The organism is Yersinia alsatica (assembly GCF_902170305.1).
Taxonomy (GTDB): domain Bacteria; phylum Pseudomonadota; class Gammaproteobacteria; order Enterobacterales; family Enterobacteriaceae; genus Yersinia; species Yersinia alsatica.
In genome coordinates this window covers 237,524-262,097 of the sequence record NZ_CABHWW010000028.1, presented here as the reverse complement: position 1 = coordinate 262,097, position 24,574 = coordinate 237,524, and the positions used below count along the sequence as shown (strand labels likewise).

The window sequence follows — 24,574 nt, the reverse complement described above, 5'->3', positions numbered from 1 at the left end:
ATGACTGTTATTTATAAGGATGCCCAGTATCCGATTAGTGAACGCGTTACCGATCTGTTGTCGCGCATGACCGATGAAGAAAAGTTCGCCCAGATGCATGCTTTCTGGCTGATACTTTCTGCTGATGGGTTGCATAAAGAGCGCACCGATATGAGTGATGAGTTTTCTGGTGCCGGCGCACAGGCCTCCCTACAGGAACGTATAAAACTGGGTGTCGGGCAAATTACTCGCCCACTGGGAACACATATTGTTGATGCCCGAGAAGGCGTGCGCGCCGCGAATAAATTGCAGCGGACGCTTATTGAAGAGACGCGTTTGGGGATCCCGGCGCTGTTTCACGAAGAGTGCCTGGTCGGATTATTATGTAAAGATGCCACGCTATTTCCTTCCTCACTAAACTATGGTTCTACCTGGGATCTGGAGCTTGTGGAGCGCGCCGCTGCGGCCATCGGGCAGGAAGCCCATTCAACTGGATGTCATCAAGGGCTTGCCCCGGTGCTCGATGTTTCCCGCGATGTCCGTTGGGGGCGTACCGAAGAGACATTTGGGGAAGATCCTTGGCTAGTCGGAATGATGGCGACACATTATGTGAAAGGCCTACAGGGGAAGAAACGAGACTTACTGGCCACTCTCAAACATTATGTTGGCCATTCCTTTAGTGAGGGCGCACGTAATCATGCGCCAGTGCACCTCGGTTTTTGCGAACTCAACGATACTTTTCTGCTGCCATTCGAAATGGCAGTAAAGCTGGCGAATGCTGGCTCAGTGATGCCGGCTTATCATGATATTGATAATCAACCAGGTCATTCGGATTCATTCCTGCTGACCACGGTGTTGCGTGAGCAATGGGGCTTTGATGGAATTATCGTGGCCGATTACGGCGGTGTTAGTCTGCTGCATCAGCATCATGGTGTGTCGCACGATGCGGCGGAATCCGCAGCGCTGGCCTTTAATGCCGGTCTGGATGTGGAACTACCGAAAGATGACTGTGCCCGTCATTTGCGTGAAGCCGTCGATCGCGGCCTGATTAGCATGGCAAAAATCGATGAAATCGTTAGTCGCGTGCTGAAAGAAAAATTCAACCTCGGCCTATTTGAACATCCTTATGCCGATGAAAATGCAGTTGAATTACAAAGTGCTACCACCCGTCAAATCGCTCGCGATGTAGCAACTCGCTCAATAACATTGCTGGAAAATAATGGCATCCTGCCGCTAAAAGGTCAGCTACAGGTAGCGGTTATTGGCCCAACCGCCGATGACCCTTTGGCTCTGCTGAGTGGCTACAGTTTCCCGGTACATTTGATCATCAGCGATATGTTGGAGCAAACCACTCAGGTTACCACCCCGCTGCAAGCCATGCGTGAACAGCTTGGCAACGATAATGTTCATTACGCGAAAGGCTGCCATATTATTGAGAAACGTATGGCGGGCGCACCGGTATTCCCCGGCGACAGTAGCAACAAACCAATGCAAAGCTCGCCGGTTTCAACAGATACAAGTCTGATCCCAGAGGCCGTGCGCCTTGCAAGCCACAGTGATGTGGTCGTTCTGTGTGTGGGGGATCTCGCGGGTCTGTTCCAAAGTGGTACGGTTGGCGAAGGTTCGGATACCGATAGTTTGTCACTGCCAGGTGTTCAGCAACAACTACTCGATGAACTGGTGGCTACCGGCAAACCAGTGGTGGTGGTGATGACTGGCGGGCGGCCTTATAACCTCGGTGGGCAAGAAGATCAGGTTGCAGCATTGCTGATGGCTTGGGCTCCAGGGCAAGAAGGTGGCTATGCCATTGCCGATATATTGACCGGCAAAGCTGAACCCGGTGGACGGTTGGTGGTATCGGTACCCAAAAGCGCCGGTGCCATGCCTTATTACTACAACCATAAGCTGAAAAGTGGTGGCACACCGTTTGCCTTCCATTTTGGGGCGCGTTATCCGTTTGGCTACGGTAAAACCTGGACAGAATTCGACTATGGGCAGTTGGAGCAACTCAGTCACGAAGTGGTAAATGAAGGCGGTGAGGTCAAAGTCAGCTTGACTGTGACTAACCGCGGTACACAACCGGGTAGTGAGGTTGTGCAGTTGTATGTGCATGACAAAGTGGCCTCGATGGTTCGTCCGGTACAAGAGTTAAAAGCTTTTCAGCGAGTTTATCTGGCACCGGGTGAATCTGCTCGATTAACATTTCATATTCCCACTGACATGCTCAGCTTTACACGGCGAGATGGCCAGCGCGTAGTGGAACCCGGTGAATTTGATATACGGGTTGGCGCTTCAAGTGATGATATCCGTAGTATTGGTTTGATTAAGGTAACAGGTGAAACTCGGGTATTGAGTGGCAACTGGCGCATGGTCAGTCACTGTATAAGTTAAGTTTCGTACTCCGGCAGAGACCCAACATCCTGTGGTGTTGGGTCAAATAGAATGATTCTCACGCCGAAAATTTATCCTCAAAGGGTTACTGGGATACCAAATTTGGAACAAAGTAAGTTGGCTACTTAATTGATTGGGTTAATACACTACCTGACTGATGGGTAGAATTAACATCGGTTGTAAAGAAGGAATTCCCAGCTTACTCAAAGCACTTCTCTTATAGTAACTGACGGTTTTGTTGCTTAACTGCAAGATAGTCGCAATGTTATTATTTGAGTTCCCTTGTAACAACAATCTCATTACCGTTTGTTCTCGTTTTGATAGTGGCAGATGGCGCTTACGATAAAAAAAACGTTTGGTCGGAGTGGCCTGGAAAAAGACATGTGTTAACCGATCGACAAAATGGCTAATCGGGGCTGCTTGCGCAATCATGGTATAAATAAGGTCGATGCCGTAAAAATAATGCTCTAATAGCCGGATATAAGATATATCGGCGATGATAACGACTCGACAAGTTGCTCGATTCTCCTGCAACCAATTGATGATTAAGCCAAAGGTATTAGTGTAACAATAATCGTAACCATACAGACTTAAAACGACCATATGAGTAGAAGGGAAACGAACCAAATTATCATAAACATCATTCAGTGATTCCGCATGATCAACAATATTAACTGGCTCCATAGCTAATACATTGCTTAAAATATCTTTCATACTGAAACGAGTAAATTGACAGGCATGTTGAATAATAACTTGTTTCTCTTCCATAGAATTAATCCCTATTGATATTTAAAATAAAACGTTACTAAATTTTAGTATTGAATGTCATCGTTACGTTTAAAAAACAAATAGATCAACAAGATAATGGCAACTGCAAGGATAAGTGATGACCACAATAAAGTAGCAATCAGTGGACTATAAACATCTTCAAAAAAGGCAATACCAAAATAAGAGGAATATAGATATCTAACTAAGTCAGGCACAAATTCGACACTAAGCAAAGAAATAAAGCAAAACAACCACGAAAACCAGAAAATATAAAAAAATAAAGCACCAGCCATTTTCATGATATTTTCCTCAATGTGTGTTGAGTATTATTTTTCATCTTGGTTTTGATGGATTAAATCATCTAGCAATAACCTCACCCAGCCACTTATTTAAGTAAGTGACTGGGCGTTTATTAGTTGCCGCTATCTTGCAACCCTGAGCTTATCGATATAATTAATTTGTAAAGATTGTGGTAAATGAAACACCCGTAATATAAGTCATACCACCACTATGAGTACGTGAATATGCTGTATATCCTTGAAGAGTATATCCATTCTCAACATTGAAGGTTACCGTTGTATTCCCTGCCGCTCCCTTCCCACAACTGACGCTTGAACCGCCTGACATGTTAAACACTATTTTTGTCAAATAGATATCACTTCCACCATATGCCCATTGACCATACGTCACATCAACACTAACCACTTCATCCATATTCCCTACAACTTTGAGATCTCCTCCAGTACCACCAGATGAGGCGGTCGTCCACATGTCATCAACAATATCACCACACCTCATATTTATCGTATACCCTCCCTCAGGGCTAATGAGGTTAAGCTGCGGCGTATTAGCACCAGCATTTCCAAATAGGCCGCTAGATATTTGTGGGAATACTGTAAGAGTCCCTTGCTCCTCAAAATCGACGTGATTGTACTGGCCTCGGCCAGTGATAATTGAATTTGAACCACCTACTACTGCTGCTAACCCTGTAGCCATTCCACTTGACGTAATTGAAACAATACTACTGTTGCTTGTACCCCAGACAATAGATGCATTCGAACTCGTAAGTATTACGATTTCAGCCGTATCTGTTGTTGTCGCCGTAATACTGAATTGCACGGTAGCATCTTTGGCTATATTTTTAGATATCGGATCAATCTTGAATGTATAACTATAAAAACTCACTGTCGTGTTGGCATCAACAGGTGATTGGCTACCTGCATCAAACACTGCAGAGATCATAACGCTATTGACCAGTACTTGATTGCTTCTTACCTGCACGGTTGCGAGCCCATTCCCGTCAGTGACGGTACTTTCAACAACATTGCCACCAGAATCAGAAAGGATTACGCCATTATTCCCGCTATCCTGGAACCATTTCACCGGTACTCCTGGAACTGGATTGTTCGTATCATCCAGAACAGTTGCGGTGAAAGTAAATACATCCGTATTATTTGCTACCTTACGGGTTCCACTCCCATCTAAACGCACTGAGCGTACTGCCGCCGTGGCCTCATCCACAATAAAGGTCGAGGTTTTGGCTGCAGTGGTATAAGTACCCACCGTCGCGGTCACCGCGTTGCCTCCGGCTATCCGACTCACCAGTCCCGCTGTCGCTATCCCACTACTGTCAGTGTTTACTGTCAGGCTGGTCTGGCTGATCCCATCAAAGGTTGCGCCGCCGGTCACCGTGAAGATCACATCCACATTCGGCACCACATTGCCATTGCCATCCTTCACTGTGGCACTCAGCCCATTGGTGGCGCTGTTATTTGCCACCGCCCCGCTGGCGACACTGAAGTCGGTCTCCGTAATCTCTGCGGTGGTTTCATCGGCGATAAAGGCCGAATTTTTTGTCACCGGGATGTTCGCCCCCACTGTCGCCGTTACCGGGTGATCACCCGCCACCAGACTCACCAGTGCCGCTGTCACCACCCCGCTATTATTGGTGGTCGCGGTCAGGCTGGTCTGGGTGCCACCGGCAAAGGTCGCTCCGCCGGTGACGACAAAAGTGACACTCACATTCGGCACCGCATTGCCATTACCATCCTTCACCGTGGCACTCAGTGCATTGGTGGCACTGTTGTTAGCCACTGCGCCGCTGGCGACGCTAAAGTCGGTCTCCGTAATCTCTGCGGTAGTTTCATCGGCGATAAAGGTTGAATTTTTCGGTACTGTGACATTGCTTCCCACTGTCGCTGTTACCGGGTGATCGCCTGCCACCAGACTCACCAGCTCGGCGGTTGCCACCCCGCTGTTATTGGTGGTCGCGGTCAGGCTGGTCTGGGTGCCACCGGCAAAGGTCGCTCCGCCGGTCACCACAAAAGTGACACTCACATTTGGCACATTATTACCCCCGGCATCTTTCACCGTGGCACTTAGCGCATTGGTGGCACTGCCATTAGCCACTGCCCCGCTGGCGACGCTGAAGTCGGCCGCCGCAATGACCGCGGTGGTCTCATCGGCGATAAAGGCCGAGTTTTTCGGTCCTGTGACATTGCTTCCTACCGCCGCCGTTACCGAATGTTCACCCGCCACCAGACTCACCAGTGCCGCTGTCGCCACCCCGCTGTTATTGGTGGTCGCGGTCAGACTGGTCTGGGTGCCACCGGCAAAGGTCGCTCCGCCGGTGACGACAAAAGTGACACTCACATTTGGCACCGCATTGCCATTACCATCCTTCACCGTGGCACTCAGCGCATTGGTGCTTGTGTTATTTGCCACCGCTCCGCTGGCGACACTGAAGTCGGTCTCCGTAATCTCTGCGGTGGTTTCATCGGCGATAAAGGTCGAATTTTTCGGTACCGTAGTGCTGGATCCCACTGTCGCTGTTACCGGGTGATCGCCTGCCACCAGACTCACCAGCTCGGCAGTTGCCACCCCGCTGTTATTGGTGGTCGCGGTCAGACTGGTCTGGGTGCCACCGGCAAAGGTCGCACCACCGGTGACGACAAAAGTGACACTCACATTCGGCACCGTATTGCCTCCGGCATCTTTCACCGTGACACTTAGCGCATTGGTGGCACTGTTGTTAGCCACTGCGCCGCTGGCGACACTAAAGTCGGTCTCCATAATCACTGCGGTGGTTTCATCGGCGATAAAGGTCGAGTTCTTCGGTACTGTGACATTGCTTCCCACTGCCGCCGTTACCGGGTGATCGCCCGCCACCAGACTCACCAGTGCCGCTGTCGCCACCCCGCTATTATTGGTGGTCGCGGTCAGACTGGTCTGGGTGCCACCGGCAAAGGTCGCTCCGCCGGTGACGACAAAAGTGACACTCACATTCGGCACCGTATTGCCTCCGGCATCTTTCACCGTGACACTCAGCGCATTGGTGCTTGTGTTGTTAGCCACCGCCCCGCTGGCGACACTAAAGTCGGTCTCCGTAATCTCTGCGGTAGTTTCATCGGCGATAAAGGTTGAATTTTTCGGTACTGTGACATTGCTTCCCACTGTCGCCGTTACCGGGTGATCGCCCGCCACCAGACTCACCAGTTCGGCGGTCGCCACCCCGCTGTTATTGGTGGTCGCGGTCAGGCTGGTCTGGGTGCCACCGGCAAAGGTCGCTCCGCCGGTCACCACAAAAGTGACACTCACATTTGGCACATTATTACCCCCGGCATCTTTCACCGTGGCACTTAGCGCATTGGTGGCACTGTTGTTAGCCACTGCCCCGCTGGCGACGCTGAAGTCGGCCGCCGCAATGACCGCGGTGGTCTCATCGGCGATAAAGGCCGAGTTTTTCGGTCCTGTGACATTGCTTCCTACCGCCGCCGTTACCGAATGTTCCCCCGCCACCAGACTCACCAGTGCCGCTGTCGCCACCCCGCTGTTATTGGTGGTCGCGGTCAGACTGGTCTGGGTGCCACCGGCAAAGGTCGCTCCGCCGGTGACGACAAAAGTGACACTCACATTTGGCACCGCATTGCCATTACCATCCTTCACCGTGGCACTCAGCGCATTGGTGCTTGTGTTATTTGCCACCGCTCCGCTGGCGACACTGAAGTCGGTCTCCGTAATCTCTGCGGTGGTTTCATCGGCGATAAAGGTCGATTTTTTCGGTACCGTAGTGCTGGATCCCACTGTCGCTGTTACCGGGTGATCGCCTGCCACCAGACTCACCAGCTCGGCAGTTGCCACCCCGCTGTTATTGGTGGTCGCGGTCAGACTGGTCTGGGTGCCACCGGCAAAGGTCGCTCCGCCGGTGACGACAAAAGTGACACTCACATTCGGCACCGTATTGCCTCCGGCATCTTTCACCGTGACACTTAGCGCATTGGTGGCACTGTTGTTAGCCACTGCGCCGCTGGCGACACTAAAGTCGGTCTCCATAATCACTGCGGTGGTTTCATCGGCGATAAAGGTCGAGTTCTTCGGTACTGTGACATTGCCTCCCACTGCCGCCGTTACCGGGTGATCGCCCGCCACCAGACTCACCAGTGCCGCTGTCGCCACCCCGCTATTATTGGTGGTCGCGGTCAGACTGGTCTGGGTGCCACCGGCAAAGATCGCTCCGCCGGTGACGACAAAAGTGACACTCACATTCGGCACCGTATTGCCTCCGGCATCTTTCACCGTGACACTCAGTGCATTGGTGGCACTGCCATTGGCGACTGCCCCGCTGGCGACGCTAAAGTCGGTCGCTGCAATCACTGCGGTAGTTTCATCGGCGATAAAGGCCGAGTTCTTCGGTCCTGTGACATTGCCTCCCACTGCCGCCGTTACCGAATGATCACCTGCCACCAGACTCACCAGTGCCGCTGTCGCCACCCCGCTATTATTGGTGGTCGCGGTCAGACTGGTCTGGGTACCACCGGCAAAGGTCGCCCCACCGGTGACGACAAAAGTAACATTCACATTTGGCACCGCATTGCCATTACCATCCTTCACTGTGGCACTCAGCCCATTGGTGCTTGTGTTGTTAGCCACTGCCCCGCTGGCGACACTAAAGTCGGCCGCCGCAATGACCGCGGTGGCCTCATCCGCTATAAAGGTCGAATTTTTCGGTACTGTCGTGCTCGCCCCCACTGCGGCCGTTACCGAGTGATCGCCCGCCACCAGGCTCACCAATTCGGCGGTGGCTACACCGCTGTTATTGGTGGTCGCGGTCAGGCTGGTCTGGGTGCTACCGGTAAAGGTCGCCCCACCGGTGACGACAAAAGTGACACTCACATTCGGCACCGTATTGCCTCCGGCATCTTTCACCGTGACACTTAGCGCATTGGTGCTTGTGTTGTTAGCCACCGCCCCGCTGGCAACACTAAAGTCGGTCGCCGCAATGACTGCGGTGGCCTCATCGGCGATAAAAGTCGAGTTTTTCGGTCCTGTAATATTGCTTCCTACCGCCGCCGTTACCGAATGATCACCTGCCACCAGACTCACCAGTGCCGCTGTCGCCACCCCGCTATTATTGGTGGTCACTACCAAACTGGTCTGGGTGCCACCGGCAAAGGTCGCTCCGCCGCTCACCACAAAAGTGACACTAACATTTGGCACCACATTGCCCCCGGCATCCTTCACCGTGGCACTTAGCGCATTGGTGCTTGTGTTGTTAGCCACTGCTCCGCTGGCGACGCTAAAGTCTGCCGCCGCAATCGCTGCGGTGCTCTCATCCGCAATAAAGGTTGAGTCTTGCGGTGCCGTGGTGTTGGTCCCCACGGCAGCTGTTACCGAATGCACGCCCGCCACCAAACTCACCAGCCGGGCTGTTGCTACCCCACTATTGTCGGTGGTCACGGACAGATGAGTCTGGGTACCACCGGCAAAGGTCGCTCCGCCGCTCACCACAAAAGTGACACTTACATTCGGCACCACATTGCCCCCAGCATCCTTCACCGTGGCACTTAACGCATTGGTGGCAGTGTTGTTAGCTAGCGCTCCGTTGGCGACGATGAAGTCTGTATCTGCAATCTCGGCTGTTGTCGCATCCGCCTTAAAAGTGGTGTTCACACTGGCATTACTACTATTTACCGTCGCCGTCACCACCGTGGTACCCGTCACAGTATTGGTCAACGTCATCGTGGCAATACCATCTGGCCCCGTACTTGCACTCGGGCTGGCCAAATTACCATTATCCACACTGAAGCTGACTACCTCGTTGGGAACGGGATTGCCATTTGCATCGGTGACCAAAACCTGCACCGCATTACGGTCACTGCCATTAGCGGTAGCATTATCAACCGTCACGGTTAGGTTGCCACTGACTATCTCTGCTGTGCCGCTATCGGCAATAAAGACCAATGGCGCTTGCGCACGATTGCCGTTATCCAATGCACCACGGATATGCCCGCCACCAGCTAGCGTACTTCTGATCGTAATATTCGCTTTGCCCTGATTATCCGTAACAGCATTCGGGGTCAATACATTACCCACGGTGGAATCAAAGACGATATTCATCCCTGCTAATGGAGTTGCTACCGTGCCGCTCGTATCAACCACGGTCGCAATATAGCTCACCGGAGCATTACCATCGGCAATCGCTATATGGCTGCCACCACTAAGAGTAAGAGAGATTTGTTGCGGTGATTCTTGCACCACAAGAGTAGTTGTTGCTGTATTGGAGCGATTACCACGCACATCATAAGCAACGGCACTAATCTGATAGTTGTTAGCGGTCTGGAGCTGTTGATAAGGTGGCAGAGTGACAGACGCGGACTCCATGGTCAGCGGTATGATTGATCCTCCCGCAGCAATTAATGCCGGGGCACTCCATTCCATTCTCTCTGCGCCATATTTGGCAGTGATATTACCTGTTAGCGGAAGATTGGTAATCGCATAAGCCGACAGGGTTTCCGGCAATACCAGTTTGATTAAATCCTGTTTCTCATATTGCATGACAATATTGTAATTGCGGTCAACAAGATCGTAGCGGCTGCCCATTAGGCTACGCATCAAGCCAACGGTGTTCTTATTAATTTGATCGATCCAGGGCACCCCAAAGCGGTAATTAAAGTTCAGGCCAAGTTGTAATTCGTTATTGGTATTTTGACCTTTCTTATGTGCCACATCGACCGTGAATAATGGAATTGGCGTGTAATTAACCCCCACAGTGAAAGCCGAAGGGGAATCGCCTAAATCACCCGGATTTGTGCTACCCGAATTCAGGGCGACACCTTTGCCAAAATATTTTTCATACATTAAACGGCCACCCAATTGTGGATAGCTGGGCAGATAAGCCTCCGCACGGACATCAAAACCATTAGCCGGACGTTCGTTATAATCTTCCATATTGGCCAGCACGGACTGATGCCAGTCAGTCAACCGGTAATAACCATTAGCAGAGAATTTAAGGTTGTCAGTCCAAGCTTCACCGCCCACCCCCAAACGACTATTTTTGCCGGTCAGGTCGTAATCATAAAAAGTGTTAACACCAAACATCCAACTGTCGGTGAAGCTTCGCACCCCAAGGCCGACGTTATTGGTTGTTCTTTCCCCGTTGTAACGCACCCCTAACTGACCAAATAACAGATTATTTTGCGTTTCAGTTAATGGGATCAGCACATCGACATTACCGATACTGTTCGAATTGAGTTGCACTCTGGCATTACCATACTGACCTAGCCAGTCCGCTGCCGCTTGCGAGGCTAAACCAGAAGCGACGCCAGTAACGGCACTTTCTGCCGCCCGGCTGCTATTCTCGTTACCCATAATGCCCCAAAGCTGCGTCGCAGCACTGGCAACATTATCTTCTGTTACGGCAAACTTATTGTTCACGTCGATATCATTCTGAATACTGCCTAAATCAGGCAGCTCAATGATATTTTTAGATGTATCTTGCGGTATGAAAAGAGGTGTCGATGGAACATTCAAAGGGGCATCTGACGGTAAAGAAGGCACCAAAAATGGGTTGTCAGATAAAGGGTTATCGGATTGTCCACTGTGCTGAGGTTCCGTGGTGTTGGGCTCTGTCAGGATGTCTGACAAACGCATTCTCGCCATCTGCTCATCTAATTCATTAGCACGAGCAGACGCAGAGATGAGCGGAGTAAACGCAATCACAAGTGGCAGCATTAATTGCACTAATAAAGTATTTAGTGCGACCATCCGCATAAATGATTTATATGAATAGAAACCGTTCATAATAAATTCAAAGTTCCGATTTTTAATTGGCAATATAACTCTAACAATGCAGACATAGAGTCATTGCGTTAGCAACAAAAAGGCGAATATCATCATAGTGATACATATGATGAACTTGCCTATCCTTGTGGCCTAAAGTATGTATATCACTCAAAGGTGATTTAGTTACACGCGCGCATGAAGAATAAGCTGTTTAGCCAGCCAAACAGCCCTAGTTACTCATAAAGTTAATTATCTTTCTGTATAGGAATAGCCAATGAACCCGCTTATCTGAAGCAGAGATAAAGTGCATTTAAAATAACACAATAGAAAATTAGCACTGTTACTGACAAAAAGATTAAACGGGTAAACATGCCATAATACAAAAATACTAAATACGAGAAAGGTAATTCACTTTATTTTGTACTTCGTTGAAAGCAGTGTTTCTAACTCTGGCACACACCATTTTCAATTTTGAATCCAGCTCTAACGAAATAAGCTGCTTAGGATCATTATCAAGTATATTCCTATTCTGCTCCAAGAATGCATACATATCGTTGATCTTATCAAACTGGCCTCTGAATACAGCGAAGTCATTCGCATTCAGCTTTTTAACCATAGAGAAGTTATTGACACATTGATCGTTAGTACTTTTTTTAATGATAGCGGCTGTCTGCTGTTCTGATTCCGTTTTAGCTTTTGTAGTACAGCCCATAAGAGCAGTACTTAGCATTAGTATTGTAATTGCCACGCCTTTCATATATATCCTCACTGATCCTTTATAAGGAGCTGTTTCTATACTTTTTTCTGTTATTATTACGCATTTTAGACAACATACTAAATATGTTAAACGTAATATAAACGAACCTAAACAAAGTTAAAAAATCTAAACTGACACCAAAATCCTGTAGTCCGATGCCTTTATATCACGATCTTTTATGCTATCAAACATTGTTATGTTAGTTTTAAATACCAACAAGACAGGTTCAACCAGTTTATTATTCTTTATAACTATTAATTTAAGGATACATAGATCGTTGATAATGTATTTTTTAGTTATATCTTTCATATTGTCGCACTATATTAGCTAATTCCCCTGAGTGAATTAAATGTATAAAATTCATGTTCAATCACAAATATTGTGGCCGATGTGATAAAAAACCAATTAATGCACTAATATTTTTCAATTAAAAACACAAAACATTATATTATCAAATCAATAACAAAAAACCTTAATTCATAGCATAATAGGTATTTTCTATTCAATAAACAATAATCCAAGAATGTTCTTATATTTAATGCGATGATGAATGAGGATATATCTAGCACAACAAGATTATATGCAAAAACATAGACACTCTGGTTATAGTGATCTTCTCTTTCAGCAATGTATCACTAGGTATGTTTTGTTACAGTAAATCCAACCCCCTTAACCAAGCCGCGGTATGACCATATCAGTACCAACGTCAAAATAGTGAAATATTCTGAGCCTAGCCCCAGAAAACAAAAAGCCAGCTATTAAGCTGGCCTTTTTTTCGGAATTTAGACATTCTTAGTGGTAGAAAGAGAGCGAATACCAAGTATCGATTACATCATTATCAAATACTCTTCCCGTCGTTAATCAGCGACTGAGCGCGTATCTGCTGGTTGGGCTATCAGTGCATATCGGTTCAATAGTTGGCTAAACCGGCTGTCTATCTGTTGGCGTAGAGCTGAAGGTGGCGTTTGTCCTAATGCAGATTGGGCCTGATACTGACGCAGCAGTTCTTCCAGCGGTAATGTTTTTTCCAGCGGTTGCTGAATGGCAAAAACCACCGATTTCAGCTCAGAAACCGTCATATAGCGCCCTTTCTTCTCATCCAGCCCATTCAGACGTTCCGCAAGTTGGCGTAAACGTTCTTGCGCCAGTGCAAATTGTTCCAACTCAGCCACGGGTGCGGCGGCAGCTTCTCGCTGTTGTTGCCACCAAGTATTCAGCCGCTTGACCTCTTGACTGGCCGGCCAAAGTTGTTGTGCCTGTGACAACAATCCATCACCTTGCACCTGTGCCCACAATGGCGGCAACAAGGTTAGTTGCTCTAACAGTGAACCAGTGCCCTGCAATACAGGTTCAGCCAAAGCAACTAATGTTTTATCCGAAGTGTGCTTTTTCAACTCATCGATTGATTTAGCGGACAGAGACACAGGTAAAGCTGCGGTACTGGTCAGCAACGCATCCCGTAGCGGATTAGCTGATATCGACTGCCAGATAAAGCAACCGCCAGCAACCAGCACTGCCATCAGTGATAAACCAGCAACAAAACCATGACTCGCTTTCCAACGAGGAGGGGGCGGCGAAGGCGGCGACAACTCTACCTGAACACGCGCCGGCGCCGGTTCGTTGACAATATAGACCAGTGGTTCACTGACTGCCGACGACGTGAATGCCAGTTCGGGGTGAGATTCTGGGGCTGATATACCGGCATGCCGCACGGGTATGCTTAATCGGTCAGAGGTATCAGAGGCCGCCTCAGTACTTTCCAAACGCAGTGCAGCGTTATGCAACATCAGACGAACGCCGTCCAGTTTGCTCAGGTGTTTAAGCTCCAGCGTTTGCAACTGAGTACACAATTGTTCCAGCGCCCGTTCTGCCCGATAAATCAGAGCCAAATCACCGTAGCACGGTGTCATTGTCCGCCAGACTTGCTGCAACCGATTACTCAGCCATGCCAACAACTCAACCCGGGCATGTGTTTGCGGTGGCCACAATGCAGTCCATTGATGGGAGACTAACCCCGCCAACAACTCCAGCCCCTCGCATAATCCGGCTAACCCCGCAAGCTGCGTCCGAGCCAGCGTAAAATCGACAGTGGTCTGTAACTCAACGCCATTCTGGCGGAACAGCGCCAGACATAAATGTTCCACCCGCCCCCAATTAACATCCGGGCGAGCGGGATGATGTAGCTTGCCGATCTCGTCACGCAGTGCAGTAAATTCAGCGAGATGGCGAGGATCTCCCCCGGTTTTCAGCGTACGTTCAGTATTCAATATCATGTGATGGTCTTCCCTGAACCGGCGTTAAAAGGACTCGCCCGAATTGAGATAATTTTGTTGTTTAAGATGACGTATCAACACCCTACCCTCTGGCATAAACGCCGTACCAAAGTGCACCAGCCCATACTCTTTCAGCTCGGCGTCAATGCCATATTCCAGGTGCCCCGGGGTGGATTGCGGCAGCAACACTACGGTGATACTTTTCAGCCGTGGCTCATATTTCAGCAAGGTGTCAGAGAGCGTGGTCAGCAGTGAATGTGCAGTGCCAGGCATCCCCTGTAGGATTTTGCTCATGTCCGGCAGACCGTAATCTGGTAGATGGCTGAGCGAACCGGCACGGCAATTAAGGATACGCTGCATATTATCGAGTACCGACAGAACCCCTTGATCGACTTCGTTCACCTGATGGAGATCGAGACCACCAGCTACGTTGCCGAACAGCATTTCATAGAGAGAAGGCTGGGACATATTACTTATCCTTCAAAGGTAACAGTGCCATCCCATGATTGTTCAGTTCAATCTGGCGGGCCTTATCGGGATCGAGGTCGTCACGGCTCAACACCAACCGCCACGTGTTATTAGCAATATCAGGTGCCAGAAACATACCTGCGACCGCCACATACTGCGTTTTTTCATCCAGCGGTACATCAATGGACACAGCCGCCCCCGGACGAATACGGATATCTTTTTCAGCAATCAGATCAGCTTTGATGGCCTGACTGTCCTCAGCAAATAGGGAGGGATAATCGGTGCCATCAAACGTTTTGCGATCCTGTAGCTGATAGATACGCACTACCGTGGCTAGCGGAGCACCTGTCGCGTTGTTGTTTACCGCGTCCCGTGCCTGTATATCCAGATGCAGTGTTTTCACCTGCTTATAAAAAATGGATTTTGTCATAGCGACGGTGCCGTCACTCACTTTCTGGGTCAACCCACATCCGCCCAAGGTGAATATCGTGACCAGCATCAGTAATGCAAAACGTGTTTTACCAGCGATAATCGCCATGTTCGTCAGTTTCCCTTCGGTGAAAATTTTCCTGAACACGCTGATAGCGGCCCAGATTAATCGTGATTATTTCAATATCAGTTTGTGCCGTTGACATGACGCGCTGTGTTCGCATCACAGCGGTTCGGCCTAGCAGAATACCGGTGCTTTTCGGCTGGCAGGAAAGTTGGGCATCAGGCAACAACGAGCGTGAGACAGACAACTGCAAACGCACGTTCAGCCGCGACCCCAGATACACCTGCAATAACGCTAAAAAATCTGAGTGTAACTGTCCGCCAGGGAGCCATGCTTTGGCTTCCTCGGGATTATCCGTATCCAGTCGCAGTAATACCTGACTATTAACATCCACTGCGTGACTCCCCATCACCGGGCTGTTGTTCATGCTGACAGGGTGGCGCGCGCTCAGTGCCAGTGGATTGCGCAAGGGGATTCGGCAGTGGTCATGCGCTATCACGTGAGCGTTTGTTTGCGGTGCCAGTAACTGAACCAGCGCAATAATGCCTTCGCTGGTGCGCGTGGGCAGGCGCATCATGCCGGTTAGGGCCAAAAAACGTGATACCGGCGTAGCGATATTCTGTGCACATCCCTCGATACCCAGGCCACAGAGGCTCAACAGATACTGCGAAGTTTTATCCGTACCGCCGGGAGAAAAGCTGGCGGGATAAGAGTACTTACGCCAGATACGGTAGTACTGAGTGATGAGTCGGTGATTGAAAATATCGAGAAAGTCACTGACCGCCTCATACCCTTCCCTGCGCTGGGTAATATCATCGATATACGCGGTGGGCAGCGGCGATTCCACACCATACAATCCCATAAAAGTGGTGCGAATGGTCGGAGGGAGATGTGCATGCTCGGGGATTTCCACCCGTTTAAATTCACTGGCCGGAAAACCCATGCCCGGATGGGGACGAAAACGCACCGGATCATGCCTGACCTGCCAGTGACTACCCAATGGGGGTGCATCCGGCTGGCTTTGCTCCAGTAACTGACAGAAGCGATAAAACTGGGTATACGGCAGTTTATCCCACAGTTGTTCGATTAGCCGGGCAGACGCTGATTGTGATTCTCTTTCCATCGGATACATTTCCCGGCAGGCTGAACGATAAGGGTGAGCTGATTGAACAAATGGATGTCAGCATAAAGGGCAAAGAAACGGTTGAGCATTTCCCCGAACAGATGAATATCACCTTCACCGGTAAAACCGTTACCATCCAGCGTCACTTCAATGTCGATGCCTCGCAGCAGAAAGCCCTTTTCAAAACGCTGAGTCTGGTGGTGCTGCACCTGTTGAATGGCGTCAAGACGGCGATTATTCAGTTCATCCCCCTGCCAGTTGTACAGTTCCAGCGTCCCACGCAGCACTTGTGCGCTGCTCATCAGGTTAAGGTAACTTGAACCCAGATGGCTCAGTACCCGCCACTGGAAGTGATCTTCCGCTGGAGGATAAGACGGTAGCGTAGGCTTACAGAGATTGCGCACTTTCAGCGGCGTCTGTAACACCGCCTCGCAGCGGTCCAACAGCGTGCTCTGTAACGCTTTGCGCGGTAGTTGGCCATTGGTACCGGTAATTTTCAGCGACACTGCCTCGCGGGTGAACAGCCGGTCCACTTCCCACTGCTGCCCCCCGAGGATCAACCAGGTATCGTGTAACCCAGTCACACCCCGTTTCACCCGAGTGTGGAAATAGCGTTCCGGCGCATGCCGTCTCTGCATTCCGCCGCGATGGCGAAAACTGGTAAAAGGGACATAGGTGGCATCCGATGTCCGCTGCGAGCCAGTCACCGAGTCCACGGAGTAAATTTCGGTGTGCCCATCCTGCAAGCGGCGTGGGCGCAGCATATACTCACTTTCCAGCCCGTTGATGGTCAGCGGATCAGCTTCCAGAGAGAACAGGTTAATCACCGGCACACAATGCAGATGAAGTGCATCATCCCTGACCGGCAGATCACTTTGCCACTGACCGTCAAGTACCACTTCGATATCAAACCAGGCAATCCCCGCAGGTAACGTCACTGTTTCCAGCCCATTTAGGTGCACGAACATAAACTTCTCGCGGAAAGTGAAATACTCCAGCAGTAACTGATAGCCACTGAATGCGCTGTCGCCTTTAGGCCACAGCAAGTCTTCGTCGGCAAAGCCGCCGGGTGAAAACCAGCCATCCAGTTTTATTCGGTCAGCCTGATTGGGTAGCCGCAAATAAAGTGCGGCCTGACGCCGGGTCAGTGCCAGATGTAACGCACTGCTAACCGCCGCCTCTCCCGCCAGATAAAAACACAGACGACGCAAGTCCACCTGTGACCAGTCAGCCTGTGGGCTGCATGCCAGCCGCAGACGCAGCACCGAGCGGCCATCCGGTTCTGTAGCCATCACCACGGTTGAGACGGCGAGGGGGTTGAGTGCTATATCACGGGTGGTTCGGTACTGACAGACGGTATTTTTCGGCCCAATGGGTCGGGAATAGACTTCCATTCCAACGGGGACGTTTTCGGTCATTTTCATCGCCGGGATATCCGGGGTCAACGCAACCACCGACAGCGAGGGAATGGTGCGCAGATAGTGTGGCCACAACATACTCACCAGCCCTTCGGTAAACTCCGGCAGGTCGTCATCAATTTTCTCGCGCAATCGCCCCATCGAGAAGGCAAAACCTTCAAACAGGCGTTCCACGTAAGGGTCAGGTGTGCCGGGTTTATCCAGATCTAACATCGCCGCCCGGTCAGGATGCGTTTGGGCGAACTCTTTGGCCGCATCGCGCAGATAGCGCATTTCAGCATCGTAATAACGCAGGGTAAGGTCTTTCATGGTTTTCTTTTTTTATCAGGATAGGGTTATCAATTAACCACACAGCACCGCAGCCCTTGCCGGGTCGAGGGCCACTAATCCGGCGAGCAGGTTTTCCATCTCGCTATGCAACCGTGATTTGTCCGACTCTGTCCGGCTGGCTTTCATGCGCAGCAGCTTCAGGCGACGGGCTTTCACTTCAAACAATAATTCCGGCTCCCATTGGGTGAGTGTCATCTGGGTTGCATTCCCCTCCAGTTCACCCAGCAAATGCAACGCCATATCGTTCTTTCCGTATTGCTCGGCCACCCGTGCCATCAGCAGGCGGATCAGCCACTGATGGCGCGGTGTACGGACATTCGGACGGTTCTGCAGCCAGTTCAACGCCGCTTCCACACCTTCGCTGTCGGCCTGTACCAGCGCTTCCGGCTCCAGTTGTAAAATATCGTCGTCGCCCGCCGTGCTGGCGGAGACAGCAGGTTCACTACCCCAACTGTCTGCTGCCATGACGTGCTGGTTTATCCAGTGCAAGGTCACTTCGTCGGCGAACGGGGTACCATCATTGAACGCCAGCCCTTCAAGCCCCGGCAGGCGGGTCAGTAGCCCATTAAGATCCTGTTTAATGATGTCAGCCCAACGCTCATAGGGTGTGCCCGTTTTCATCAGTGCCTGGTGGGTATACCACTGAAGATCCAGCCACAGATGATTGACGCCCTGAGCGAATAGAATGTCAGTTTGCTCCAACAGTTCCAGCCAGCTTTGTTGCAGATAAAGCCGCTTCAGCAGTGCACGATTTTCCGGTTTTGGCGGAGCCAGACGGGTACATCCATCAGCAGCCAGCGGTGGCAATTCATGCAGTGTATCCAAACGAATACTGTTCATCAGATGATGGCCCGATAGCCAGCCATTCGGCTGGTCGCGCAAAAAAACGGCCAGCAGTTTTGCCTGATCGAGTAAATCACGCCCAGAGGTGACGGCTTTCAAGGCTGGCGCATCAGGTGCAGCGTGACGGGAGGGACTGCTGTTTTGTGGAATGACGGCATCAGGGCCGCCAGACTGCATCAGCCGATTTTCCAGCGCTGTATAAAGGCCACCGAGCTGAGGACGGATAGACTCATCCCAGCAACTCACACTGTCTTCGGTTAACGCCAGCGCCCCTACGATACGTTCAAAGTCAGCTTTGGTGACTTCCGGGTAAAGTGACAGGCTGTCCAGCACTCGGTTACCCGCCAGCCATTCCAGTGCCAGCTTGCGGCTGTTGCCACGCTGCGGATGCAGTTCATCACCAAAACGTTGGACCAATCCAGCCAGCAGGGCCAGACCGTCCGCCAGTCCGCTTTCGCCATCGATGTGCAGTCGCGCCCAGATATAGTAAGTCGCGACACGTACATCCTTGCACGCCCCCGTCAACAGTTTTTCCGCCAGTGCACAGATCAATCCCGTATCTGCGCCAGACAGTTTGTTGACCTCTTCACGCATCTGCTGGAAGTCATCGTCATAACCGGGATCGTCACCTACCGGTGCATCTGCGGCTATGGGGAGCAGCCATTTATCCCAGAGAAAAATCTGCTGCTGTACCTGCTGCGAAAGCGCCTGCTGTTCGACATGACTGGCGGTAAGTAATGTGTGCAACGTAGCCATCAGTCGCCCTCTCCTGTTGTAGTATCCGGTCTCTGAACACTACCTGCGGCATCCACACTGAATATTTGTGTTGGTAACACAAAGTTACGCAGTTTCAGTAAGGCCAGCGGCCCTTCTCCAGCTTCAGTCCGTAGGGTGTAGTTCAGCGGCCGGCCATCAGGTGCTTTCCAAGTGAGATTAAAACTGCTGTTCACTCCCTGATACGGTGTCACCTGAGCTTTCTCCAGTAAACGAATCCACCCCCAAGCTCCGGGGTGATCGGCAAACTGCCGGGTACCAGCCTGAGTGCTTATCCAACTCAGACTGCCACCCGGTGCTTCGGTGTCATTGGGCCAAGTGAAACGCTTCCAAATAGGCAGTTGGTTGTAATAGCTGAGCTTCTGACTGTCGATCACCAGGTCAGTCTGCATCACGTCCTTGGCAGTCCCTGGCCGCAGTTCAAAGCGCATTCCCGCTTCTCCGTCGGCAAACACGACGTCAGACAGGTAACTTAGCTGGTCCACGGCTTTTAGGAACGCTGGGTTGAACGTCAGTCCCTGAGCATTAATACTGTCCGGTACCCAATGGCTGCCCTCTTTGCGCAGCACACCGTTCAGCCGAGTTTGCAGGAAACGGGCAATACGCCCACTGTCGCTGTTAAGGTAACGCGCCAGCAGTGGGAGTGACACTTCACTGCTGGTATCTTTTAAGGGATAGCGTCCGCCAAAGGTACTGTTCCAGTCATCGACAATAGACGCCTGCCACTGGGCATTCAGGCTCTGGGCGGCAGGGGTTAAGACCTGCTGCCACGCCTGTTCCATCGGCTGAACAAACACCGTCTGGCCAAATCCACTCCATTCCTGACCGAGACTGGCGGCCACCAGACTGCCGTAATCACGAGTTTCAGTCAGATCGACCGCCTTGCCCTGAAATACTGTCTGCGCCAGAGTCTGGGTCATGGCCTGAGGGTCGGCAGCATTCACCACCTGTTGAAGTTTAAGACGTACCTGAGTGACCCGGGTCAGGAAGGTTTGCAGACTAAGGTTAGTGTTGCCCTGCCCGCCAGCCTTACCATCCATCAGCGCCAGTACTGGCCCGAAAGTAGCATCCAGCGGCCCTTGGGCACCGGCTTGCTGATCAATAGCAGGCTGCTCATCGCGGTTTAACAGATTCTTGGCTGATTTCACCAGCGAGTCCGACAACGCCTCACCGGTTTGTCCGGTTTTCCCCTGTATACTCAGGGTGTTCATTAGCGCCACCAGAGGGGACTGACGCACATCAGCCATTAGAGTGAGCTGGTCGATAGAGTCCGACAGCGTCTGTGCTGGCTGCCAGTGCAGGCTATTGAGGAAGTCCAGCCAACTGGTGGAAAAATCAGCGAAATAGCGCGTTTTCAGACGTGCCTGCAGGGCTTCAGGAGAATCCTGCTGTAGCACGGCATTCTTACTGTCACTCAGCACCCAGTCCATCTCTTCCCGACGCTCGCTGACCACCTTTTCAATTGCTGGTTTTACTGCGTCCTCCCAGGCTTTACGAGTGAACATCCCCGGCACTACGGCGTCGGTGATAAAGATCCGCTCAGCATCGGTATCCCCAGTCATATCAGACAAGCGCAGATCAGCATACTGGTGCGCGACCTGAACCAACATCTTCTGGTAGAGCGAAGATTCACTGTTGCGGGCACCCAGTTGGCTGATGAGCCGAGTCCGCACCTGACTAACCAGACTTTGATCTGGGTTCAAACCCCAGGCAGGATGCAGGGAAAGATTGCGAGCATAAAAGTCCAGCAGAGCCGGGCCGCTACCCTGCCAGAGACTATCTGGCACACCATCGCGCTGTGGCCAGTCGCGCAGCAGCGTGGAGCTAAACCATGCTGCATCCATTTTTTCCGGACGCGCCAGCATCAGATAGAGTTTTAACTGGTCATAAGCGGGTTTTACCAGCGTGTCACGTAGCGGAGAATCGGGAGGAAGCTGCGCCATGGTATTGAGTTGTTCTTCAAGGTGACGGGCAGCAGCATCACGCAATAAAGGAGTCGCGCTAGCCTGATAGTGCGGCCAGAGTGCCGCCAGCAGCGATTCGTTCTGACTTAGAGCAAACCGGCTGTACCAGGGGGCACCTTGCTGCTGGCGATACTGAAGCCGGTCCAGTGTGTGTTGCAATTCCAGCAGCGCCTGAAGACGTGCCGGGAGGGCCTGCTGCACATTAGCGGCTTGTTTCACCTGAGATTCAGCGGTATTAAGGGTGTCGCGGTTGACCAGGAATGACATCACCATGCCCGCGCCCCACAGCACCATAATCCCTGCAACCGCCATTCCCAGTGTTTTACGCCAGGCGAACCCCAACTTTTTCGCCGCTAAGCCGGTGGGCAATGACGACAATGAATCAACCAGCACATCCCAGCGGTTATCCTTACCCCAGTGGTGTTTCACGCTGCGTTTTGCATCAACGGATGCCGGACTGAAGATAATCCCTGCCAACGGTGAGGGACGATAAGGATTCAGTAACGTCGCAAGGGGGCCTGCGACAGAATCCGGCTGACGTGATAATTGATCAGCCAGTTGCAACAAAAATGGGTGCTGGGTGTTGCTGCTAATCTGTTGCGTGCCCTGCTCAATCAAGGACGGCAGCAGCCGGGCAAGCTGTGCACTCAGTTCATCAGGTTTACAGCCCGCGGGCAGTAAACAACCGACAGATTGTGTGATGCGGTCAACCCCATCATCGGCATGCAATGACCAGACATACAGCGGCAACCGCCAGCCGAGGAGTTCATAACGCGAAGCAAATGCCTGCGCCACGCTGTCCATCATATCGGCAGTAAGTGTTGTTTTAGACTCGTTCTGACCAAGCGTAGTGCGTTGGGCTAAGGCTGAGGTCACCCAGACGATGCCATCCAGCGGGCGTCCGCGCAATTTACGCAAGGACCCCAACCACGTACTATCGGCCTGCGCCCCCAAATCGCCCCCCCACAACAGCACAGTGCCACTGTCTTCCTGCCAGTATTGCGACGTCAGGCCAGGGGTGAGATGTTCAACATCAGCTGCACTGCCGCTGAGTAAGAGAATGCGCACTTTGCGGGGCCAGAAGCGGCCATAGCGAGTCCGGAGAGTCTGTCGCAGTTCACTTACTTTGGTACTGCGGGGAGGTATCGGGGCCAGACGTGATTCCCCGTTAGGATAAATACCGTGATCGCGCCCATTATCTCGATGTTGCCGCCGCTTAATGTAACCGGAGATCGCGGGGGATAGGCGGGCCAGTACCGTGATCAACATCACCAATAGGAAAGCGAACAGTTTTTTATATTGGTTATCCAGCCCGACGGTGTCGCCATATTGCCATATTAGCCAACCAACAGCGGCCAACACCACGGCGGCTAATACTGCACCACTGCCCTGCCGCCACGGATTACTCAACATCTTCATTGCAAACTCCTGGAGAAACCGTACTGACTACCCCGTACTCGGGGCCAAATGAAAAAACGACATAAGGCATATCGTAGTAATAAGCAAAATCCAATCCAAATGCTGCCACTAGCCAGGCAGAGAATGGCCCCGGAATACCGGTTAATGACTCTTGTATCAATACACTTTCAGCGCTGAAGTTAGCTCCTAACTGGTGACCAACAGGAATTATTTTCGGGGTCAATGACATCAATTCAGTGCTATCCCCCAAGATCCCGCCTGCCCGGCAGGCCAGAGACTGGGTTTCCATAAACAAGGCAAGCTCGCTTTCTGTCTGTGCAATATTCAGTTGCATCGGGCGAAGCAGACGCCCTTGTATCGGTAATTGGTGTTTTTGTGCCATGTCATCGGTCGTGAGCAAGAATACAGCCAGCCCGTCGGAGTAGTCCTCATCGCCGTGTAGTTGCAACACCAGGATCAGTTCTGCACCAGTAATGGCATTCTTTATGCCATCATCTATCTTGCTGTATGGCATCTCGGCAGACAGGGTCAACGTTATAGGCGCGAAGCGGGTGGGGATAGTCTTAACCCAGCATTGTTCCCAGACAACTCGCAGTTGTTCGTATTCTGCCGGATCACTGTCAGTCAAGAGAGTCGCACGCAGTTCAATATCAGGGGGCAATGAATTAAGGGCTTGCTGGATGCTAACGAGCAAGGCGGTGATGGCCTGATACTCAGTCCCGTTGTCTTGGGGGAGATAATCAATACGGCGAACAAGCCCGCGTTGAAACTCCACATCTGTTGGGTTATTCGCCAGATACGAGACAGTGATAACGTCCGGTAGCAGAACACAACTCGCCAGCACGGCCATATAACGCTCAGCCCACGTCTGCCACTCTTGTTGCGCCTGTAGAGCTTCATCTTGTAAAAAAGTGTAGTGACTGAGGTCCCGGCCATACATATAGCCCCGGACACAGAATGTCAGCCCCCAACCGATAATGGGTACCGCTGAGACCACCCAAATATTGATAGTTTGTAATCCGACAAACTTGTCGCTAGCATGCAGTGAGAACAATAAAATCCCCACAATAATGGACAACACCCCAGCTAATAACCAACGCCCCAGCGAAGGCCGCGAAGGTTTTTCTGTTATAAACGGTTTTTGGCGATCCCAACCCATGTTTTATCCTATTGAACAATCTGGCGCACTGGAGATAACCTGGCATCCACACTCACAATGGCAACCATCAACGACAACAGCTTTGCCGTCAGAAGCCCATTCAGATGAGCCTTCTATAATGGCATTGACGCCATGCCCTGTTTGAGGACAGCTAATCATATCGCCCATCAGTGCTACTTTTTTGCCATTAACGACCATGCTTGATGTAGCAGAAATAACCTCACCACCGTGCGTTGTTTTATCGCCTAATAAAACAAATCCTTTGGACATTCGGTTTCCCTTAACTTTGGTTCATATCGAGATAACAAAAAACTGTGCACATCTAAAATAATGAGTGTGACGGATAAAGAGTCA

Annotated in this window: 14 protein-coding genes; 1 reads left to right on the top strand and 13 read right to left on the bottom strand. The window is 51.1% G+C overall.

The window, feature by feature from the left end:
- A complete protein-coding gene (locus tag FTA96_RS18270) occupies positions 1-2,370 on the top strand; it encodes a glycoside hydrolase family 3 N-terminal domain-containing protein (RefSeq protein ID WP_145532885.1) in 2,370 nt (789 codons plus the stop codon).
- Positions 2,371-2,508: 138 nt separating this feature from the next.
- Here the strand turns inward: FTA96_RS18270 and FTA96_RS18265 are convergent, their stop codons facing one another.
- The 13 genes from FTA96_RS18265 to FTA96_RS18205 all read right to left on the bottom strand — a co-directional run bounded on the left by FTA96_RS18265 (position 2,509) and on the right by FTA96_RS18205 (position 24,490).
- On the bottom strand, positions 2,509-3,138 hold the full coding sequence (locus FTA96_RS18265) for a LuxR C-terminal-related transcriptional regulator (RefSeq protein ID WP_050111227.1): 630 nt from the start codon (positions 3,136-3,138) through the stop codon (positions 2,509-2,511).
- Between the two features lie 44 nt (positions 3,139-3,182).
- A complete protein-coding gene (locus tag FTA96_RS18260; protein ID WP_145506620.1) occupies positions 3,183-3,437 on the bottom strand; it encodes a hypothetical protein in 255 nt (84 codons plus the stop codon).
- A 154-nt stretch (positions 3,438-3,591) separates the two neighbouring features.
- Complete coding sequence (locus tag FTA96_RS18255) at positions 3,592-11,217, bottom strand: Ig-like domain-containing protein (protein ID WP_145574504.1); 7,626 nt, start codon at positions 11,215-11,217, stop codon at positions 3,592-3,594.
- Positions 11,218-11,587: 370 nt separating this feature from the next.
- A complete protein-coding gene (locus FTA96_RS18250; RefSeq protein WP_032911743.1) occupies positions 11,588-11,956 on the bottom strand; it encodes a hypothetical protein in 369 nt (122 codons plus the stop codon).
- Positions 11,957-12,813: 857 nt separating this feature from the next.
- Positions 12,814-14,229, bottom strand: coding sequence for a VasL domain-containing protein (locus tag FTA96_RS18245; protein WP_145574502.1), 1,416 nt, complete (start codon positions 14,227-14,229; stop codon positions 12,814-12,816).
- Positions 14,230-14,253: 24 nt separating this feature from the next.
- Positions 14,254-14,697, bottom strand: coding sequence for a type VI secretion system baseplate subunit TssE (gene tssE / locus FTA96_RS18240; RefSeq protein ID WP_391592632.1), 444 nt, complete (start codon positions 14,695-14,697; stop codon positions 14,254-14,256).
- A gap of 1 nt (position 14,698) precedes the next feature.
- Positions 14,699-15,235 carry a type VI secretion system lipoprotein TssJ gene (tssJ, locus tag FTA96_RS18235; RefSeq protein ID WP_050108373.1) on the bottom strand — a complete coding sequence of 179 codons (537 nt, stop codon included), beginning with the start codon at positions 15,233-15,235 and terminating at the stop codon, positions 14,699-14,701.
- Positions 15,216-16,322, bottom strand: a complete 1,107-nt coding sequence (gene tssG, locus FTA96_RS18230) for a type VI secretion system baseplate subunit TssG (RefSeq protein ID WP_186372895.1) — start codon at positions 16,320-16,322, stop codon at positions 15,216-15,218. The genes tssJ and tssG overlap by 20 nt, the downstream gene beginning before the upstream one ends.
- Positions 16,277-18,040 carry a type VI secretion system baseplate subunit TssF gene (gene tssF, locus FTA96_RS18225; protein WP_050134364.1) on the bottom strand — a complete coding sequence of 588 codons (1,764 nt, stop codon included), beginning with the start codon at positions 18,038-18,040 and terminating at the stop codon, positions 16,277-16,279. The genes tssG and tssF overlap by 46 nt, the downstream gene beginning before the upstream one ends.
- Before the next feature lie 33 nt (positions 18,041-18,073).
- On the bottom strand, positions 18,074-19,660 hold the full coding sequence (gene tssA / locus FTA96_RS18220) for a type VI secretion system protein TssA (protein ID WP_145574500.1): 1,587 nt from the start codon (positions 19,658-19,660) through the stop codon (positions 18,074-18,076).
- Positions 19,660-23,061: an ImcF-related family protein gene (locus FTA96_RS18215; protein ID WP_145574498.1), complete on the bottom strand. Its 3,402-nt coding sequence runs from the start codon at positions 23,059-23,061 to the stop codon at positions 19,660-19,662. The genes tssA and FTA96_RS18215 overlap by 1 nt, the downstream gene beginning before the upstream one ends.
- On the bottom strand, positions 23,045-24,220 hold the full coding sequence (locus tag FTA96_RS18210) for a hypothetical protein (protein WP_050108381.1): 1,176 nt from the start codon (positions 24,218-24,220) through the stop codon (positions 23,045-23,047). The genes FTA96_RS18215 and FTA96_RS18210 overlap by 17 nt, the downstream gene beginning before the upstream one ends.
- A 3-nt stretch (positions 24,221-24,223) precedes the next feature.
- Positions 24,224-24,490, bottom strand: a complete 267-nt coding sequence (locus FTA96_RS18205; protein WP_050108383.1) for a PAAR domain-containing protein — start codon at positions 24,488-24,490, stop codon at positions 24,224-24,226.
- Positions 24,491-24,574 lie beyond the last annotated feature (84 nt).

What these genes read in the sequence shown, in the direction of transcription:
- FTA96_RS18270 (WP_145532885.1), top strand. Translation starts at nt 1, where the DNA reads ATGACTGTTATTTATAAGGATGCCCAGTATCCGATTAGTGAACGCGTT.
- FTA96_RS18265 (WP_050111227.1), bottom strand. Translation starts at nt 3,138, where the DNA reads ATGGAAGAGAAACAAGTTATTATTCAACATGCCTGTCAATTTACTCGT.
- FTA96_RS18260 (WP_145506620.1), bottom strand. Translation starts at nt 3,437, where the DNA reads ATGAAAATGGCTGGTGCTTTATTTTTTTATATTTTCTGGTTTTCGTGG.
- FTA96_RS18255 (WP_145574504.1), bottom strand. Translation starts at nt 11,217, where the DNA reads ATGAACGGTTTCTATTCATATAAATCATTTATGCGGATGGTCGCACTA.
- FTA96_RS18250 (WP_032911743.1), bottom strand. Translation starts at nt 11,956, where the DNA reads ATGAAAGGCGTGGCAATTACAATACTAATGCTAAGTACTGCTCTTATG.
- FTA96_RS18245 (WP_145574502.1), bottom strand. Translation starts at nt 14,229, where the DNA reads ATGATATTGAATACTGAACGTACGCTGAAAACCGGGGGAGATCCTCGC.
- tssE (WP_391592632.1), bottom strand. Translation starts at nt 14,697, where the DNA reads ATGTCCCAGCCTTCTCTCTATGAAATGCTGTTCGGCAACGTAGCTGGT.
- tssJ (WP_050108373.1), bottom strand. Translation starts at nt 15,235, where the DNA reads ATGGCGATTATCGCTGGTAAAACACGTTTTGCATTACTGATGCTGGTC.
- tssG (WP_186372895.1), bottom strand. Translation starts at nt 16,322, where the DNA reads ATGTATCCGATGGAAAGAGAATCACAATCAGCGTCTGCCCGGCTAATC.
- tssF (WP_050134364.1), bottom strand. Translation starts at nt 18,040, where the DNA reads ATGAAAGACCTTACCCTGCGTTATTACGATGCTGAAATGCGCTATCTG.
- tssA (WP_145574500.1), bottom strand. Translation starts at nt 19,660, where the DNA reads ATGGCTACGTTGCACACATTACTTACCGCCAGTCATGTCGAACAGCAG.
- FTA96_RS18215 (WP_145574498.1), bottom strand. Translation starts at nt 23,061, where the DNA reads ATGAAGATGTTGAGTAATCCGTGGCGGCAGGGCAGTGGTGCAGTATTA.
- FTA96_RS18210 (WP_050108381.1), bottom strand. Translation starts at nt 24,220, where the DNA reads ATGGGTTGGGATCGCCAAAAACCGTTTATAACAGAAAAACCTTCGCGG.
- FTA96_RS18205 (WP_050108383.1), bottom strand. Translation starts at nt 24,490, where the DNA reads ATGTCCAAAGGATTTGTTTTATTAGGCGATAAAACAACGCACGGTGGT.